Source organism: Shinella sp. WSD5-1 (genome assembly GCF_963942435.1).
Classification (GTDB): Bacteria; Pseudomonadota; Alphaproteobacteria; order Rhizobiales; family Rhizobiaceae; genus Shinella; species Shinella yambaruensis.
On the sequence record NZ_OZ012596.1, the window covers coordinates 1 to 16,212 of the forward strand.

At 68.1% G+C, this 16,212-nt stretch carries 10 protein-coding genes; 5 read left to right on the forward strand and 5 right to left on the reverse strand.

Going from position 1 to position 16,212, the window contains the following annotated elements; translation table 11 throughout:
• Positions 1-253 precede the first annotated feature (253 nt).
• The 5 genes from AABQ55_RS00005 to AABQ55_RS00025 are packed head-to-tail and all read left to right on the forward strand — an operon-like array spanning position 254 to position 10,699.
• The gene (locus tag AABQ55_RS00005; protein WP_272806762.1) at positions 254-1,339 is read left to right on the forward strand and encodes an ATP-binding protein; all 1,086 of its coding nucleotides are present in this window, start codon (positions 254-256) and stop codon (positions 1,337-1,339) included.
• Positions 1,311-3,638, forward strand: a complete 2,328-nt coding sequence (locus tag AABQ55_RS00010; protein WP_272806763.1) for a DUF5682 family protein — start codon at positions 1,311-1,313, stop codon at positions 3,636-3,638. Before AABQ55_RS00005 ends, AABQ55_RS00010 begins: the two co-directional genes overlap by 29 nt.
• Positions 3,639-3,659: 21 nt before the next feature.
• Entirely contained in the window at positions 3,660-7,601 is a 3,942-nt protein-coding gene (locus AABQ55_RS00015; RefSeq protein ID WP_272806764.1) for a DUF4132 domain-containing protein, read from the forward strand.
• Complete coding sequence (locus tag AABQ55_RS00020; protein WP_272806765.1) at positions 7,598-8,737, forward strand: VWA domain-containing protein; 1,140 nt, start codon at positions 7,598-7,600, stop codon at positions 8,735-8,737. Before AABQ55_RS00015 ends, AABQ55_RS00020 begins: the two co-directional genes overlap by 4 nt.
• A gap of 3 nt (positions 8,738-8,740) precedes the next feature.
• The gene (locus AABQ55_RS00025; protein WP_272806766.1) at positions 8,741-10,699 is read left to right on the forward strand and encodes an SWIM zinc finger family protein; all 1,959 of its coding nucleotides are present in this window, start codon (positions 8,741-8,743) and stop codon (positions 10,697-10,699) included.
• A 120-nt stretch (positions 10,700-10,819) separates the two neighbouring features.
• Here AABQ55_RS00025 and AABQ55_RS00030 read toward each other — a convergent pair whose 3' ends face one another.
• Genes AABQ55_RS00030 through AABQ55_RS00050 form a run of 5 tightly spaced genes read right to left on the reverse strand, consistent with a single transcriptional unit; the run spans position 10,820 to position 16,194 of the window.
• On the reverse strand, positions 10,820-12,913 hold the full coding sequence (locus AABQ55_RS00030) for a xanthine dehydrogenase family protein molybdopterin-binding subunit (protein ID WP_288085854.1): 2,094 nt from the start codon (positions 12,911-12,913) through the stop codon (positions 10,820-10,822).
• Between the two features lie 2 nt (positions 12,914-12,915).
• Complete coding sequence (locus tag AABQ55_RS00035; RefSeq protein WP_272806768.1) at positions 12,916-13,392, reverse strand: (2Fe-2S)-binding protein; 477 nt, start codon at positions 13,390-13,392, stop codon at positions 12,916-12,918.
• A complete protein-coding gene (locus AABQ55_RS00040) occupies positions 13,389-14,447 on the reverse strand; it encodes a helix-turn-helix transcriptional regulator (RefSeq protein WP_272806769.1) in 1,059 nt (352 codons plus the stop codon). The genes AABQ55_RS00035 and AABQ55_RS00040 overlap by 4 nt, the downstream gene beginning before the upstream one ends.
• Positions 14,448-14,494: 47 nt before the next feature.
• Positions 14,495-15,445 (reverse strand): electron transfer flavoprotein subunit alpha/FixB family protein, encoded by a 951-nt coding sequence (locus AABQ55_RS00045; protein ID WP_272806770.1) that lies wholly within the window; start codon positions 15,443-15,445, stop codon positions 14,495-14,497.
• Positions 15,445-16,194, reverse strand: a complete 750-nt coding sequence (locus AABQ55_RS00050; RefSeq protein ID WP_272806771.1) for an electron transfer flavoprotein subunit beta/FixA family protein — start codon at positions 16,192-16,194, stop codon at positions 15,445-15,447. Before AABQ55_RS00050 ends, AABQ55_RS00045 begins: the two co-directional genes overlap by 1 nt.
• Between the last annotated feature and the right edge of the window lie 18 nt (positions 16,195-16,212).

The following is a 16,212-nucleotide window of genomic DNA, read 5'->3' on the forward strand; positions in this document are numbered from 1 at the left end:
CGGTGCATGTACTGCTCGTGGCTTCCCGCCGGACAAGGGTCGCGGCTTGAAATCCTCCCATGGATGCCACCGGCCCGGCGGCAGGCCCTTTCCCGAGAAGGAACGCGGGCATTTATTTCAAGCCACGGCCGAAGAAAGCCGGACCTTGAAACGTAACCCCGGAGCAATATGTTGCCCTTGGCCGCTCTTCCAGGCGGCCAAGGAATTTGATCCCGTTTCGACGCAACCCGCCAGAACAGGACCGTCCCGCCGCATGCCCCACCCGACCGCCGCCGTTCAGCGCCCCCCTGCCGAAATCGCCTATCGAGAAGAACTGGAAGCCCTGCGCCGCAGCGACAGGGACCCCCGGCCGCCTGGCTGGGCACTGTCCCTGAGGGCGGTCAAGGCCTTTGTTCTCGGCGGTGACGGAGCGAGCGCAAAGCTCGTTGTGTCCCCCTCCCTCATCGAGCGCGCCATGGTCACGCTCGCGACGTCCCGTGCGCTGATCCTCATCGGCGAGCCGGGCACGGCCAAGAGCCTGCTTTCCGAATTGCTCGCAGCCGCCATAAGCGGGGATTCGACGCTCACCATCCAGGGCGGTGCGTCGCTGAACGAGGATCAGATCAAGTACGGCTGGAACTATGCGCTGCTCGTCGCGGAAGGGCCGACCCGGCGCGCGCTCGTCCCCGCGCCTCTCTACCACGGCATGTCGGACGGCAAGATCGTGCGTTTCGAGGAAATCACGCGCTGCCCGCTGGAAGTGCAGGATTGCCTGCTGTCGATCCTGTCCGACAGGGTCATGGCCGTGCCGGAACTGCCCGGCGAGGACGGCATGGTCTTCGCCCGCGACGGCTTCAACGTCATTGCCACCGCCAACACCCGCGACCGCGGCGTCAACGAAATGTCGGCGGCGCTCAAGCGGCGCTTCAATTTCGAGACGGTCTTTCCCATCCGCGATGCCGACGAGGAGCTGGCGCTGGTCAGGCGCGAGGCGGCGAAGCTGCTAGCCCGTTCCGGCGTGCCGGCCGCACCCGACGACGACGTGCTGGAGGTGCTTGTCACCTGCTTTCGCGACCTGCGCGACGGCCTTTCGGCGGAAGGCGGCGTGGAACGGCTGAGTTCGGTGATGAGCACCGCCGAAGCGGTCAGCGTCGCCCATGCGGTCGGCGTGCGCGGCCACTACATGCGCGGCGACCGGGGGCGGCCGGAAGACATCGTCGAATGCCTTGCCGGCACCGCTGCCAAGGACAATGCGGACGATCTGGCAAAGCTCCGGCGCTATCTGGAGCAGAAGGCGGCGAAGCGGTCCGGCGAAGCCTGGAAGGCATTCTATGCGGCTCGGCATCTTCTCACGCCCTGAGCGCCAGCCGGCGGCTGCGGACGAAAGGCTCGTCGTCATCGGCGTACGCCACCATTCGCCGGCCTGCGCCCATCTGGTGCGTCGCGCCGTCAAGCGGCACCGTCCGGCTTTCGTGCTGATCGAGGGACCGGCGGATTTCAACCCGCATCTTGGCGACCTGAGGCTCGACCATCAGCTTCCGCTCGCCATCTTCAGCTATCATGCGACGCGGCACCGCAGCTTCGCCTCCTATTCGCCCTTCTGCGCCTATTCGCCGGAATGGCAGGCCCTGCAGGCGGCGTGGGAGGCGGGCGCGACGCCGCTCTTCTGCGACCTTCCGGCATGGCACCCCGATTTTGGCGCGCGGACAAACCGCTATGCCGATCCGCACGGTCGGCACGCCGCTGCCGCCGAGGCGGCCATCGCCCGTGCGCTCGGCGAGGATGGCCGCGATGCGGTCTGGGATACGCTGGCCGAACAGGCGCCGCCGGACGAACTGGACCATCGCCTCGAGCGCTATTTCGACCTGCTGCGGCCAGGCGGGGACGAGGATCCGCTCGAAAACGCGCGCGAGCAGTTCATGGCGCGCCATGCCGCCTGGGCCCTGCGGGAGGCCGGAAGCCGCAAGGTCGTCCTGGTTTGCGGCGGCTGGCATGCCGAAGCGATCCGGCGGCTGGCGCGGGCGGCGGACGGGGCGCGGCCCGACGTGCCCGCTCCCGCCGACGACGAGCACGCCGGCAGCTACCTCGTGCCCTACGACTATCGCCGGCTCGACCGCTTCACCGGCTATGCCTCCGGCATGCCCTCCCCTGCCTATTACGAACAGGTTCATGCACGCGGGCTGGAAGCGGCGGCAAACTGGGCTGAAAATGCAATCGCACAGGCGATGCGCGCAGCCGGGCAGGTCGTCTCCACGGCCGACCGTGTTGCATGGCACGCCCATGGACAGGCGCTCGCGCTTACGCGCGGCCACCGCACGGTATTGCGCACGGATCTGCTCGACGCCGCCCTCGCGACGCTGGTGAAGGACGGGCTCGACCAGCCCGCCGCCTGGACCCGCGAGGGTGCCGTCCGGGCCGGCACCCATCCCGCGCTCGTCGCCATGCTGAAGGCGCTGACGGGCGAACGGCAGGGGCGGCTGGCGCCTGGCGCGCGCCGGCCACCGCTGGTCATCGATATCGAGGAGAGGCTTGAGCATGCCGGGCTCACGCCCGGGCACAGCGCGCGGCGGATCGAGCTGGAATGGCGCGTGCCGGCCGACAGGGAGCAGGCCCATATCCTCAACGCCTTGCGCGTCCTCGGCATGCCCGGCCTTGAGCGGCTCGAAGGACCATCGGCGCCCCGCCCCGCCGCACCGCAGGAAAGCTTCCGGTTGATACGGCACCGTGATGCGGAGGGCATGCTGATCGAGGCCTCCCGCTGGGGCGGCACGCTGCCGATGGCCGCGACCGCCCTGCTGGCGGACCGGGCGGCGGAGGCGCGAAGCGACCTCAAGGCACTTTCGGCCTGCCTTGCCGATGCGCTGTTCGCCGGCCTGCTGGCCCTTGAAAACGACCTGACGGCGCAGCTCGCACACGGCATCGGGCTTTCGCACGACATGGGCGCCGTCGGCGCAGCGGGCCGCATGGCCATGGGCCTCTACCGCTTCGGCGAGATTTTCGGTGCGGCGGCGCACCGGGCGCTGGGCGAACTCTGCGAAACGGCCTTTAGCCGCGTCCTGCAGGCCGCCGAAGCAATCCGGAACGACGAGGAAGGCCTGCGCGCCATCCCGGCATTCGTTGCCTGCCGCGACATGCTGCGCGACGGTCCCGACCTAGCCATCGAACGCGGCGCCTTTCTGGCCATGCTCGGCCGCTGCCTCGCGAATGCGCAGACCGCCCCGGCCGTGGCTGGCGCGGCGCTCGGCACGCTCGTCGCCTGCGGTGAAAGCAGCGGCCACGACATTGCCGGGCACATGCGCCGCTTCAGCCGGCCCGATCAGCTCGGCGACTTCCTCTCCGGGCTTTTCGCGCTGGCGCGGGAAGAGATCGCAGCCGACAACGCGTTGATCGATGCCGTGCGCACGCTCGTCGACGACTGGCCGGACGACGCGTTCCTGATCGCGCTCCCGGCGCTGCGGCAAGCCTTTGCCTTCTTCCCGCCGCGCGAGCGGGAACGGTTGTCGCGCGTCATCCTGCGCGCGGCGGGGATAGGCGAGGCGCAGGCCGAAATCCGGGCGCTCGAATGGATGCGCCAGCCGGCGGATGTCGCCGATCAGGCGGCAGCGCTGGCGCTCGAAGCAATCGTCGCCCGGCGCCTTGCCGATGCCGGGCTGGTTTGATGGAAGATGAGGAAGGACCGCATGGAACGCTATGAACTCGTCGAAGGAAAATCGTCCAAGTTCTGGGAAGCCGCCGTCGAAGGAAACCGGCTGACGGTGCGGTTCGGGCGGATCGGCACGCAGGGCCAGACGAAGGAGAAGGATTTCGACAGCGCCGAGGACGCCGAGAAGGAAAAGAAGAAGCTCGTCAAGGAAAAGACCGGCAAGGGCTATGTGCCGGCGATGAATGGCGCGGCCGCTCCTGCCGCATCCGCGCCGCCAAAGCCGCAGGAGGCCGGGGTACGGCCGGAAATGGCGCGGGAACCCGCGCCAGCCGCAGCAGAGGACGAAGCATCGGCCGCCACGGTGTCCGGCGATGACGTGCCGCAGGACGCATCCCCCGAATTCCGTCCGGACGAGGCACAGCTCGATGCCCTGATCGGCAAACCCCTCGCCACCCGCTCGCGCCCGCACGGCTCTCTCGACGCGGCGAGCGCCTGGGCGCATCTCCTTGCGGACCTGCGCAGCATCAAGCCGGCCGTAAAGAAGGAAGGCAGCGACGCCTTCGCCTGGCTGGAGGAGAATATCGGCGAGACCGGCCCGAAGGGGTCCGTCTCCGGCTGGTTGAAAACCACGCTCACCGGCAAGGCACCGGCCGCCCCGGACGCCGCCGAGGCACAGAAGTGGATCGCACGCATCCTGCTTGCGAGTGGCGGCCTGGTCATGCACAAGGACGGCGAAGAGGGGCGGCCGGCAGGCATTTACTGCCTGCGCGCCTTCCTGTTCTGGCTGTCCGCGACCGGCGGCGTGGAGCGGGTGATCGAGGCGGCAGCGCCCTTCATCGGCGTCAACCATGACAAGCACCGCGCTTATGATTCCTCGTCCTGGAGCAAACCGTTCGACCTTGCCTTGCGCGATGTGCTGACGAGCCTGCCGCAGGAGGACTACGAGCGGGCGATCGGCCTCCTGACGCCGGCCTACCATGCCGAACAGGACTGGCCACGCAAAGCCGCCTATTCCTTCATCCTGGCCGATGACCGGCCGGTCGAGCACGACCTCAAGCCGCTTGCCGTCATCCACGAGGCGGCCGCCGCCGGCCAGGATATCGGAGCCTCGCTCCCGATGGTGCCGCTGCTCGTCGATGCGCCGGCCGCCACCACGGGAAAGTGGCGCACGCGACGATCCTACTTCATGTATTACGGCTATTTCGACGTCCCGCTCGCCGATATCGCGGCCAGCGTCATCGCCAATGCGCGCCATCATGGCGAGCCCGCCGTTCCCCTCCTCGACTGGCTGCTCCACTACGGCTACGACGCCCAGCGAACGCAGCTCGCCCGCGTCATCCTGGCAACCGGCGAAGACAACGCGCTGGCGCAGCTCCTGCCGTACCTGCATGAAAAATGGATCCGCGCCGCCCTCGACGAGGCCATGGCCGCCAATCCGGCGCTCGGCTTGCGCCAGCATCTGGCAGTCCTCGCCGGCGGGCGGAACGAGCCGGTGGTGCGCGCCCGCGTCATGGACCTCGTCAAGCAATATCCCGCCGGAACCCTGCGGGCATGGGCCGGCGGGGGGCGCCCGCTCGCACAGCTCGAAAAGCTGCTCGAAGCCGGCAACGTTCCCCTCGCCCCACCCGAGAAGGTGCCGATGGTCCTGCGCGACCCGCCCTGGCGCAAGAAGGCCGTCAAGAGCGAGGACAGGGTGCTCGACCTCGCGCCGATCGCCACGCCATTCCGCTATCATCGCGAAGGTCCGCTGCCCGAGGACAACAGGTGGCGCCTGTCCCGCGTCCATACCGTCAAGACGACCGAAAAGTTGATCGAGGCGATCCGCGAATTCGAATCGAAAGCGCTTCCCGCCTGGTACAACGTCCCGCGCGCGACGAACCTGCCCCAGCGGGGCGACGACGAGGAAAAGGTCCTCGGCTTCGTCTCGCAGCGCGTGAACGAAATCATCCATGCCCGCTCCTACGGGCTCAACGCGAGCGGCTGGAATACGCTTCTCGACGGCCTCGAATGCCAGCCCGACGGGCTTGCGCTGACGCTTTGGGGCTGCCCCGGCGCTGTGGCCAGCTATTTCATGGGCGATATCTATCCGCGCATGATGGAGCGCTTCGGGGAAAGGGCCCTGCCGGGCCTCCTCAGGCAGGTCGAAAACGACCCGGTCGGCATGCTCGACAAGGTGCGGGACACCGATGCGGCGGAGATCGCCCCGCTGGCCGCCCGCGCCCTCCTCAAGCTCAAGAAGGCGCGGCTTCCCGCGATGCAGTGGCTGCGGAACCATCGCCCGACCGCCATCACCCGGCTCATCCCCGATGCGGTCGGCAGGAAGGGTGCGGCGCGCGATGCCGCCGAGCACACGCTGCGCTGGCTGGCCGCCGATGGCACGGAGGCGCGCACCGAGATTGAGACGATCGCCCGGGCCTATGAGGCGCAGTCTCCCGATGTGCACGAGGCGCTCGCGGAAGTGCTCGACCGCGATCCGCTCGGCCGGTATCCGGCACGGATCGGCAAACTGCCTGCGTGGTTCAAGCCCGCCAGCCTGACGCGGCCCGTCCTGAAGGACGGTGGCGCGCTGGCGGACGAGGCGATGACGGCACTTGCCGAGATGATCTCCTTTTCGACGCCCGAGGCCATCTATGCCGGCATCGACGTCACGAAGGAGGCGGCAACGGCCGACAGCCTTGCCCGCTTCTCGTGGGACCTGTTCTCCGCCTGGCTGGCCGAGGGCGCACCGGGCAAGGACGGCTGGGCGCTCCGCGCCATCGGGTGGCTGGGTGATGACGAATGTGCCCGCCAGCTGACGCGGCTGATCCGGAAATGGCCGGGCGAATCCGCCCACCAGCGCGCGGTGACCGGGCTCGACGTGCTTGCCGATATCGGCACGGACGTCGCGTTGATGAACCTCAACGGCATCGCCGAGAAGCTGAAGTTCAAGGGCCTTCAGGAGCGGGCGCGCGAGAAGATCGCCGCCCTTGCCGAGGCGCGCGACCTGACGCCGGAAGAGCTGGCCGACCGGCTCGCACCCGACCTCGACCTCGATGAGCGCGGCGGCCTGGAGCTCGATTTCGGGCCACGCCGTTTCCGCGTCGGCTTCGACGAATTCCTGAAGCCCTGGGTGAAGGACGAGACCGGCAAGCGGCTCAAGGACCTGCCGAAACCGCTGAGGTCGGACGATGCCGAACGTTCTGCCGCCGCGGTGAAGAAATGGTCTGCGCTGAAGAAGGATGCGCGCGCCGTGGCCAGCCTGCAGATCGCGCGGCTGGAAAACATGCTCTCCACGTCGAGGCGCGTGGCGCCCGCGGTGTTCTGGACCTTCTTCGCCAGCCATCCGCTGATCCGCCACCTTGCCCAGCGCCTCGTCTGGGGCGTTTATGACGACCGTGATCCGCGCACCACGCCGACGACGATCTTCCGTGTCTCGGACGACCTGTCCGTGACGGATGCGGCGGACGACACGCTCGACCTCGATTTTTCCGTCGACGCGCCGGGAGCCATCGGGCTTGTCCACCCGCTGCACCTGCCGGAAGGCGGGCTCGACGCCTGGGGCGCGCTCTTCGGCGACTATGAGATCTCGCAGCCCTTTCCGCAGCTCGGCCGCGAAATCCATATGCTGGACGAGGCCGAGAAGTCCGCCCACGAGATCGGCCGCTTCGAAAACCTCAAGGTGGAATCCGCCCGCATCCGCGGCATGGCGGCCCGCGGCTGGCAGCTCGGCGCACCGCAGGACAGCGGCTGCATCTGGTGGCTGGAGCGGCCCGTGCGCTTTGCCGACGGCACGACGAAGGACGCCATTTTCTATTTCGGCGACGGCCTTTTCGCCGGCGCGGCGGACCTGGAGGACAAGCACCAGACTCTCGGAAAACTTTCGCTGGAATCGCTCTATGGCAAGAAAGGCGCCACGCGCACGTTCGGCGACCTCGATCCTGTAACGGCGAGCGAGATGCTGCGCGGGCTCGCGCTTCTGGCGGAAACGGCGGTGAAATGACACGCCCTGCCCTCGACGCCTTGACGCGCTGGCGCCTCGTCCTCGGCGAGGCGGCGGATGGAGCGTGCCGTTCTGCCGGCTGCAGCCTTTCGGGCGAGGCGATCACCATGGATGCCGCGCTCGACTGGCTTTACGGCCGTGAGGAGGAAGACGGCACCCGCAACATCGCGCGCCAGGGCGGCCGGGGACCGTCCGCGCTCACCACGCCGCAATGGATCAACGACATTCACCGGCTTTTCCCGAAGGAAACCATCGAGCGGCTGGAACGCGACGCCATCGAGCGTTACGCCATCGACGACGTCGTGACGAATCCCGAGGTTCTGGCACGCGCCGAGCCGAACGAGACGCTGCTGAAGGCGGTGCTGCGCACCAAGCACCTGATGTCGCCCGATATCCTCGTGCTCGCCCGCAAGCTGGTGCAGGAGGTCGTGCGCCAGCTGATGGAAAAGCTCAGCCGCGAATTGGCGCTCGCCTTTTCCGGCGTGATCGACCGGCGGCGCCACAGCCGCTTCCGCATCGCCAGCGACCTCGATTTCCGGCGCGTGCTGAAGGACAACCTCAAGCACTACGATCCGAAGACGCGCCGGCTGACCGTCGAGAAGCTGCATTTCTTCGCGCGCAACCAGCGGCACATGAAGACATGGCAGATCATTCTGCTTGTCGACCAGAGCGGCTCGATGCTGGATTCCGTCATTCACTCGGCGGTGACGGCCGCCTGCCTCTGGGGCCTGCCGGGCGTGCGCACGCACCTCGTCGCCTTCGACACCAATGTCATCGACCTGACGCGGGACGTTGACGATCCATGCGAGCTTCTGATGAAGGTGCAGCTCGGCGGCGGCACCGACATCCAGGGCGCCGTCGCCTATGCGGCAAGCCTCATCGAACAGCCCGAACGGGCGATCGTCGTGCTCATCTCGGATTTCTTCGAGGGGGCAAGCGAGGCCATGCTGGAGCAGCGCGTGGCCGCGCTCACCGCCCAGCGCACGCTGGTGCTGGGCCTTGCCGCGCTCGATTCGGACGCGGCGCCCGCCTATGACCGGGACATGGCGCGCCGACTCCTCGCCGCCGGCGCGGACATCGGAGCCATGACGCCGGGCGAGCTTGCCGGCTGGCTCGCCGAAAAGATCGGGCGCTAGGCGATGGCGCGGCCTGATCTCATCGCGCTGACCGACGAAGGATTGATTCAGCTTTCCAATGCGGGGCTTGTCAAGCGGGCAGTCCGCGAACTGGCGGCCGGCACCGGCCCGGCGATCGCGGAAACGGCAGCGGGGGTGATCGAAGCCCGTTTTGCCGACGGCACGCTGACCCGCCTTGCCCCGAGCCAGGGCCTTGCCGATGCAAGCTGCACCTGCCCCTCCTCCGGTGTCTGCCGCCACCGCATCATGCTGGCGGTCGCCTATCGGGCGGAAAGGGCAGAGGCGTCAGGCGACACCACGCCGGACAGGGAGGCCTGGAGCCCGGCGTCGCTCGATCCAGAGGTCTTCGAGGCGACGCTCGCACCATCGACACGGGCGGAACTCATCCGTCTTCTGGCATCGCGCCATACGATCCGTCTCGACTACGGGCAGACCCCCACGGCGCATCTCCCGATGGCAAGCGTGCGCTTCCTCGTGCCCGGCGACCTGTCCTATGCCCGCTGCGACTGCGCCCAGGGACAGCATTGCGCGCATGTCGCCCTGGCCATCCGCGGCTTTCACGCAGCGGCTGGCGGCAGGGAAACGACCCTGGGCGGCGGCGATGCTGCCGCAGACGGCGGGGATCGGGAGAGGCTGCGCGCGGCGTGCGATGCCGTCATCACCCGTCTCGTCGAGGCCGGTATCGTCGCAGGACCCGCCGCCTACGAGCAGCCGCTGGCAGCGGCCCTCCGGCATGCGAGTGACTGCGGCGCGGCGCAGATCCTTCTCGTCCTCGGCGCGCTTTCCGAACAGGTCGAGGCCTACGAGGCCCGCAGCGCCCGCTACGACGAGCGGGCCGTGCTCAGGATCGCGGCCGAGCTTTTCGCCCGTACGCGGGCCGGGGACGCGGCCACCGCCCTCGGCATTGGCGAGCCTTTCGAAACCGCCATGGGCAAATCGCGCCTGGTCTCGCTCGGCGCCCGGCTCCGGCAGGAGGGTGCCGATATCCGCGCGTCCGTGCTGCTCGCCGATAGCGACATGGGCGCAACCATGCTCATCGAGAAGCTGTTCTCGCCGCTCCCGGCAGAGAAGCACGCCTTCCATGCCACCGTGCGCCGCCGGCAGATGGCGCCGGGACTGCCGGTCGCCGGTGTCGGCCGCGGGCAGATCCTCACCAGCGTCGCACGGCGCCGGGCCGATGGGCTGCTCAGCCTCGGCAGCGGTTCTGGCGGACGCACGCAGGTCATGCCGCGCGACGCCGCCTTTTCCTTTCCGGCGCCGCTTGCGGCCGCCAGCCTTACGCCGATCGCCACGGCCCTGCGCAGCCGGCCGATCTCGCTGCTGCGCCCGCGCAGGCTGTGCGATACCGTGCATGTCTTCGATATCGACGCGGTTCTCGGCCAATCCTGGGCACCCGGTCGCCAGATATGGGAAGGAGCGGTGCGCCTGTGCAACGATGGCGGCACCCTTCATCTCGAACGCGAATTCGATGCCGCCGCACCCAGTGCGACCAGGATTCTTGCCGCCGCGCTATCGGGAAGCTGGGGGCCGGTACGCCATGTCGCAGGACCGGTGAGAATGGAAGGCGGCGCGCTCGTCTGCACGCCGTGGTCGCTTTCTGCCGACCGCTTCATCGTGCCCGACCTCGACGCCGACGACGACAGCACGCATGCGGTCACTCCCGCGCTCCGGGATATGCCGAACGACCTGCTCGAGGAAACGGAAATCCTCCTCGGCGGCGTGCTGCACGGCGGAATGCGCGCGCGGAACGCCGCAGGTGCGACGGGCACCGCGCTGGCAACGCGCCTCGACAATGCCGGCTACCGCACAATGGCCGAAAGGCTCGCAGGCTGGATCAGCGCTCCCGCCCCGGACATCATCACCCCGTTCTGCAACGCCGCGATCTGGCTGCTGACCCTGCACGAAAGCCGAGAGGCCGCCGCACCTCTTGCCATGGATACCGACCGGGGCCCTCCTGCCTGACCCAGATCGCCGCCGCAAAGCCCGCCGGCCCGGACGATCGCGACATCAAACTCCACGCTGTCGCGATCGTCGATCCCTCGCAGCCGGGCCGCGGAAAATCGGACCGAATGCGAATACCGGTCAGGCGCCCATGAGAACCTCGACCAGCCGTTCCCGCGTCAGCGGCAGGTCGCGCAGCCTCAGGCCAAGCGCCCGGGACGCGGCGTTTCCGATGGCCGCGGCCACCGGCCCCTGCGCGGCCTCGCCCGCACCGAGGGGCGCGCGCGCCGGATCGACGATGAACCGCGTCTCGATCTCGGGAATTTCCGAGAACGTCAGGATCGGATAGGCACTCCAGTCGAAGGCCGGCACCCGGTCGTCCTTGACCTTCACCTCTTCCTTGAGGGTCCAGCTCGCCGCCTGGATGGCGCCTCCCTCGATCTGGCTTCGCGCGCCTTGCGGGTTGACGACAAGGCCCACATCGGCGCAAAGCCACAGCCGCTCCAGCCTGATCTCCTCGTCCACCGAGACTTCCGCGACGGCGGCAAGCCAGGCACCCTTGTTCTTGTAGCGGGCAGCAGCGATCCCGAGCGCCCGCCCTTCGCCCGCCCGGTGGCTGCCGGGCCAGCCGCTCATCTCCGCCGCCCCTTCGAGAACGGCGCGGCAGCGCTCGTCGCCGAGATGACGCAGCCGGAAGTCGAGCGGATCGGCGCCGGCGAGATCCGCCAGCTCGTCCATCGCGGACTCGATGGCAAAGACATTGAGATGGGCGCCCAGGGAGCGCAACGAGGAGGTGCGGATGCGGCTGCGCGTATCGAGCCGGACGGTCATTTGCTGGCCCGGGAAATCGTAGATCGCCACGGCATTTCGCGCGGCACCGCCGCCGGCGGCAGCAGGAAGGTCCTCGACCTTTCCCGGCAGACGTGCGCTGTCGAGCGCTTCGGCCGAGCTGAGATTGACATGTCCCCCGAAGCCCGGGCGCTGGGCATGCGGCTCGCTCACGACCGACAGGCGCCACGATGCCACCCCGCCGGCAGCGTCGATCTCCGCCTCGACCCCGGCCGACATGGCGGCCCCTAGCGGGCCACGGCTCAGCTCGTCTTCGCGCGACCACAGTACGCGCACCGGCTGGCCCGGCAGTTCCAGCGCGATAATGGCCGCGTCGAGCGCGGCATCGTCAGCGCCGTTGTGGCCGTAGCAGCCGGAACCATGCGCATGGATGACCCGTACCGCCGACAACTCCAACCCGAGGCATCCGGCAATCTGCGCGCGAAGCGGGAAAATACCCTGCGAATGGCTCCACACCGTCAACCGGCCGGCATCGAGCCAGGCCAGTGCGCAGGACGGTCCGATCGATGCGTGCGCCACACGCGCCCGCGAATATCGCACGTCTATGCCTGCCGCCCCCGGAGAAGACGGAACCGTTCCGGGCCGGATGACCGTCTCGCCGGCCGTCTCCGCCGGGCGCCAGCGGCCGGGCGCCTCTTCCCATGCGGTGAATCTGTCCGCTTCGGCATGTGCGGCATGGACACCGTATTCATCGGGGCCGACGAGGGCGAGGAAATCGTTCTTCCGCAGGACCGTGATACCGGGATGGCGACGCTGGAGCCACGCGTCATTGACATCGGCCAGACGCGCCAGCCGGAACGGTTGCCGGACGACCCTGGCATGCAGCAGCCCCGGCAGGGAAAGATCGTGGATAAAACCGCTGCCGCCGCGCTTCGGCGCCATGTCGATGCGCGGATGGCTCTCCCCCACGGCGCGATAGGCCCCGACGGGCTGCACGGGCACGTCGCCGCTGACATGCTGCCGCCAATCGACCTCGGGCGCGAGAGACCAGAAATCGAGCCCCGTCGGTGCGCCATCGAGAAGAATGTCCCCGTCCCGACAGGACAGGCCGGCACGATCGGCGCCGAGGCGGGCCGCGGCAACATCGATCAAGGCCGCACGCGCCTGCGCCATGGCGATGCGGATGGATGCCCCCGAGACCTCGACGGACTGGCTGCCGGCGGTGATGCCCTCATCCGGCGACCAATCCGTGTCGCAGGGAACGAGCGCGACCAGCCCCGGATCGAGGAACAGTTCGTCGGCGGCGATCTGGGCAAGGGCCGTGAGGATGCCTTGGCCGAGTTCGACCTTGCCCGATCGGATGCCGACAATGCCCGGCTCGTCGAAGGAAACCCAGCGGCCCAGCTCGGGATTGTCCTGGAGGCTTTTGGGGAGCGCATTGTCCATCATCATGCTCCCCCGCCGAGACGGGCCGCGGCGCGCTCGACGGCCCGAAGGATGCTGCCATGCGCGCCGCACCGGAACAGATGCTTGTCGAGCGCGGCAACCACCGCCTCGCGGCTCGGCCGGCATTGCGCCTTGAGCAGCGCGTGGACACGCATCAGGATGCCGGAGATGCAATAGCCGCACTGGCCGGCCTGCTCTGCCTCGAACGCTTCGAGCAGCGCCATCCCGACGGGATCGCCACCCAACCCCTCGGGGGTCGTCACATCGGCCCCGGCCAACGCAGACACCGGCAGCGTGCAGGAGTAGCGCGCCTGCCCGTCGATGCTGACCACGCATGCGCCGCACTGCTCCAGGCCACAGCCGAAATGGGCCGCCTTGAGGTCGAGCCGGTTCCGCAACACGAAGAGAAGGGGCTCGTCGCCAGCATCATCCACCCGCACCATTGATCCGTTGAGCTGGAATGAGATGGAAGAGCTCATGGTTTGCGCCTCGCGGCACTGTCGAGAGAGGTCGGAACCGAACGCCGGGTACCCGCCTGCGGCGAGAAGGGTCGCTCGGGCAAGGAGGCGGCGAGGTTTTCCTTGGCCCGTTTCAGCCGGTAGGCGCTCGGCGTCATCCCCGCCGAACTCTTGAACGCCCGGAGGAAATACTTCTCGTCGTTGTAGCCGACGCGGTAGGCGATCTGGCCGATCGTATCGTCGGTCAGAACCAGGCGCTCCCGCGCGTCCTCGATCCTCATTTCGCGGATCAGCACCTGAAAGCTGGTGCCGGTATACTGGCGGATCAGGGCACATAGCCGGCTCTTGGAAAGGCGCGCCGCCGCAGCCGCTTCATCGAGGCTCGGGCCGCGCGTATAGTTTTCACCAATGAACTCGGCGATGCGGCGCATGTGCCCGCTGTCGCGGCCGACCACCGGCAGGGTCCTCGACAGTTCCGCGAATTCGGCCTCGTAGTCCTGGCACAGGGTGGCCAGCATCAGCGTCAGCTCGGCGCGAACGATCTCCATCGCGCCGATACGCTCGGATCGGTGCTGCTCGATCATCGAAGCGATCGCGCGCTCCGTTCGTTCGCTCTGCGCGGCGTCGAGATCGAAACTCACATGGTTCTGCCAGGCGAAGGGCGTCAGTTCCGACGCCAGCCGCACCAGCTCCGCCATGGGGTAGGACCGCGTGATATTGGGGCGAAGGAAGTCGAGATCGAAATAGGCGACGATGCAGCGCGTCGCATAGTCGAACCGGATCTGGTGCGGCACCATCGGTGCAATGAAGTAGATGGAGCCGGCCTTGGGCTTGTGCGAGGTCAGGCCGATCCGCATCGCCGGGGCGTCCGAGAGGAAATAGAGGATCTGGAAATAATCATGCTTGTGGGCCAGGTAGAGCCGCTGGGTGTTCTCCACCAGCCGGATGTGGAAACGCGGGCTGTCGGACCTGTCGAGCGCGTAGGAGCGAAAGGGGACGGCATCGGTCCGATCTTCCGGATTCTCGTCCGGATCCGAATGCGGCGGCACCGTCTTCCTGCCCCTTCCCTTGGCCATGTTCGCTCCTGTCTGCGGTCGTTTGGCGAGACGTGGTTCCCGATCACCTAGGCTTTTGCGCCTTCGGCAACCGCTGCATGAAATTCCGGCACGGCTTCGAACAGATCGGCAACCAGACCATAGTCGGCGACCTGGAAGATCGGTGCATCGGGATCCTTGTTAATCGCGACGATCACCCTGGAATCCTTCATGCCCGCGAGATGCTGGATCGCACCGGAAATGCCGCAGGCGATGTAGAGGTCGGGCGCAATGATCTTGCCCGTCTGGCCGACCTGGAGATCGTTCGAGACATAACCGGCATCGACGGCCGCGCGGCTCGCGCCGATCGCAGCGCCCAGCGTATCGGCCAGCGGTGCCAGCACAGTCTCGAAGTTTTCGGCGGAGGCCAGCGCCCGCCCGCCCGACACGACGATCCGCGCCCCCGCCAGTTCCGGACGCTCGGACCGCGAAAATTCGCTCCGCACGAACGTCGACCGGCCGGGGTTTTCCGGGATGGCGACAGCTTCGACCGGCACTGCCGCCGCCGCGACGGACGCGGCGGGGAAGGAGGATGCGCGAATGGTCAGCACCTTTTTCGCGTCCGTGGACCGCACGGTCTGGATCACGTTGCCCGCATAGATCGGGCGCTGGAACAGGTCCGGCCCGTCGATCGCGACGACGTCGGATATCTGCATCACATCGAGCAGCGCGGCGACGCGCGGCAGGATGTTCCTGCCGCTGGTGGTCGAGGGTGCGAGGACGGCGTCGTAGCCGCCCGCAAGGTTGACGACCAGGGCCGCCACCGGCTCCGCGAGCCGGTTCGACAGGGAGGGGTCGTCCGCGAGGAGGACCCGGGCGACGCCCGCAAGGCCCGCCGCCGCTTCGGCCGCCGCCTGGCAGCCGGACCCCGCGACAAGGACGTGGACCTCGCCGCCGATCCGCCCTGCGGCGGAGACCGCCTTGGCGGTGACGTCGTCAAGCTGCGTATCCTGATGCTCTGCCAGAACGAGAATGGTCATCAGAGAACTCCTGCTTCCATACGCAACCGCTCGACAAGTTCGCCCACCGAGCCGACCTTGATGCCGGCCTTGCGGGTTGCCGGCTCGTGCACCCGCACGACCGTCAGGCGCGGCTCGACGGCCACGCCGTAGTCGGCGGGCGTCCGTTCATCGATCGGCTTCTTCTTTGCTTTCATGATGTTGGGCAGCGAGGCGTATCGCGGCTCGTTCAGCCTGAGATCGGCGGTGACCAGCGCCGGAAGCGGCAGGCCGACCGTCTGCAGGCCGCCGTCGACCTCGCGGGTGACCTCGATCGCCTTGTCGCCGACGACGAGCTTCGAGGCAAACGTCCCCTGCCCCCACCCCAGCAACGCCGACAACATCTGGCCGGTCTGGTTGGCGTCGTCGTCGATCGCCTGCTTGCCGGTGATGATGATGTCGGGCCTTTCGGCCTCGGCGACGGCCTTCAGGATCTTGGCGACGGCGAGCGGCTCGACAACCGCATCCGTGCGGACCAGCAGGCCACGATCCGCCCCCATCGCGAGGGCCGTGCGCAGGGTCTCGGCGGATTTTTCGGAACCGATCGACACGGCGACGACGTCGCTCGCCAGCCCTGCCTCCTTCAGGCGGACCGCCTCCTCGACGGCGATCTCGTCGAACGGGTTCATCGTCATCTTGATGTTCGCAAGGTCGACACCCGAACCGTCCGCCAGGGCACGCACCTTGACATTGGGATCGGCAACCCGCTTCACCGCAACCAGTATCTTCATCTGTGTTCCTCCCTTGGC

Coding starts and splice junctions, on each gene's coding strand:
- AABQ55_RS00020 (WP_272806765.1), top strand. CDS start 7,598: ATGACACGCCCTGCCCTCGACGCCTTGACGCGCTGGCGCCTCGTCCTC.
- AABQ55_RS00015 (WP_272806764.1), top strand. CDS start 3,660: ATGGAACGCTATGAACTCGTCGAAGGAAAATCGTCCAAGTTCTGGGAA.
- AABQ55_RS00035 (WP_272806768.1), bottom strand. CDS start 13,392: ATGAGCTCTTCCATCTCATTCCAGCTCAACGGATCAATGGTGCGGGTG.
- AABQ55_RS00030 (WP_288085854.1), bottom strand. CDS start 12,913: ATGGACAATGCGCTCCCCAAAAGCCTCCAGGACAATCCCGAGCTGGGC.
- AABQ55_RS00025 (WP_272806766.1), top strand. CDS start 8,741: ATGGCGCGGCCTGATCTCATCGCGCTGACCGACGAAGGATTGATTCAG.
- AABQ55_RS00050 (WP_272806771.1), bottom strand. CDS start 16,194: ATGAAGATACTGGTTGCGGTGAAGCGGGTTGCCGATCCCAATGTCAAG.
- AABQ55_RS00010 (WP_272806763.1), top strand. CDS start 1,311: ATGCGGCTCGGCATCTTCTCACGCCCTGAGCGCCAGCCGGCGGCTGCG.
- AABQ55_RS00040 (WP_272806769.1), bottom strand. CDS start 14,447: ATGGCCAAGGGAAGGGGCAGGAAGACGGTGCCGCCGCATTCGGATCCG.
- AABQ55_RS00045 (WP_272806770.1), bottom strand. CDS start 15,445: ATGACCATTCTCGTTCTGGCAGAGCATCAGGATACGCAGCTTGACGAC.
- AABQ55_RS00005 (WP_272806762.1), top strand. CDS start 254: ATGCCCCACCCGACCGCCGCCGTTCAGCGCCCCCCTGCCGAAATCGCC.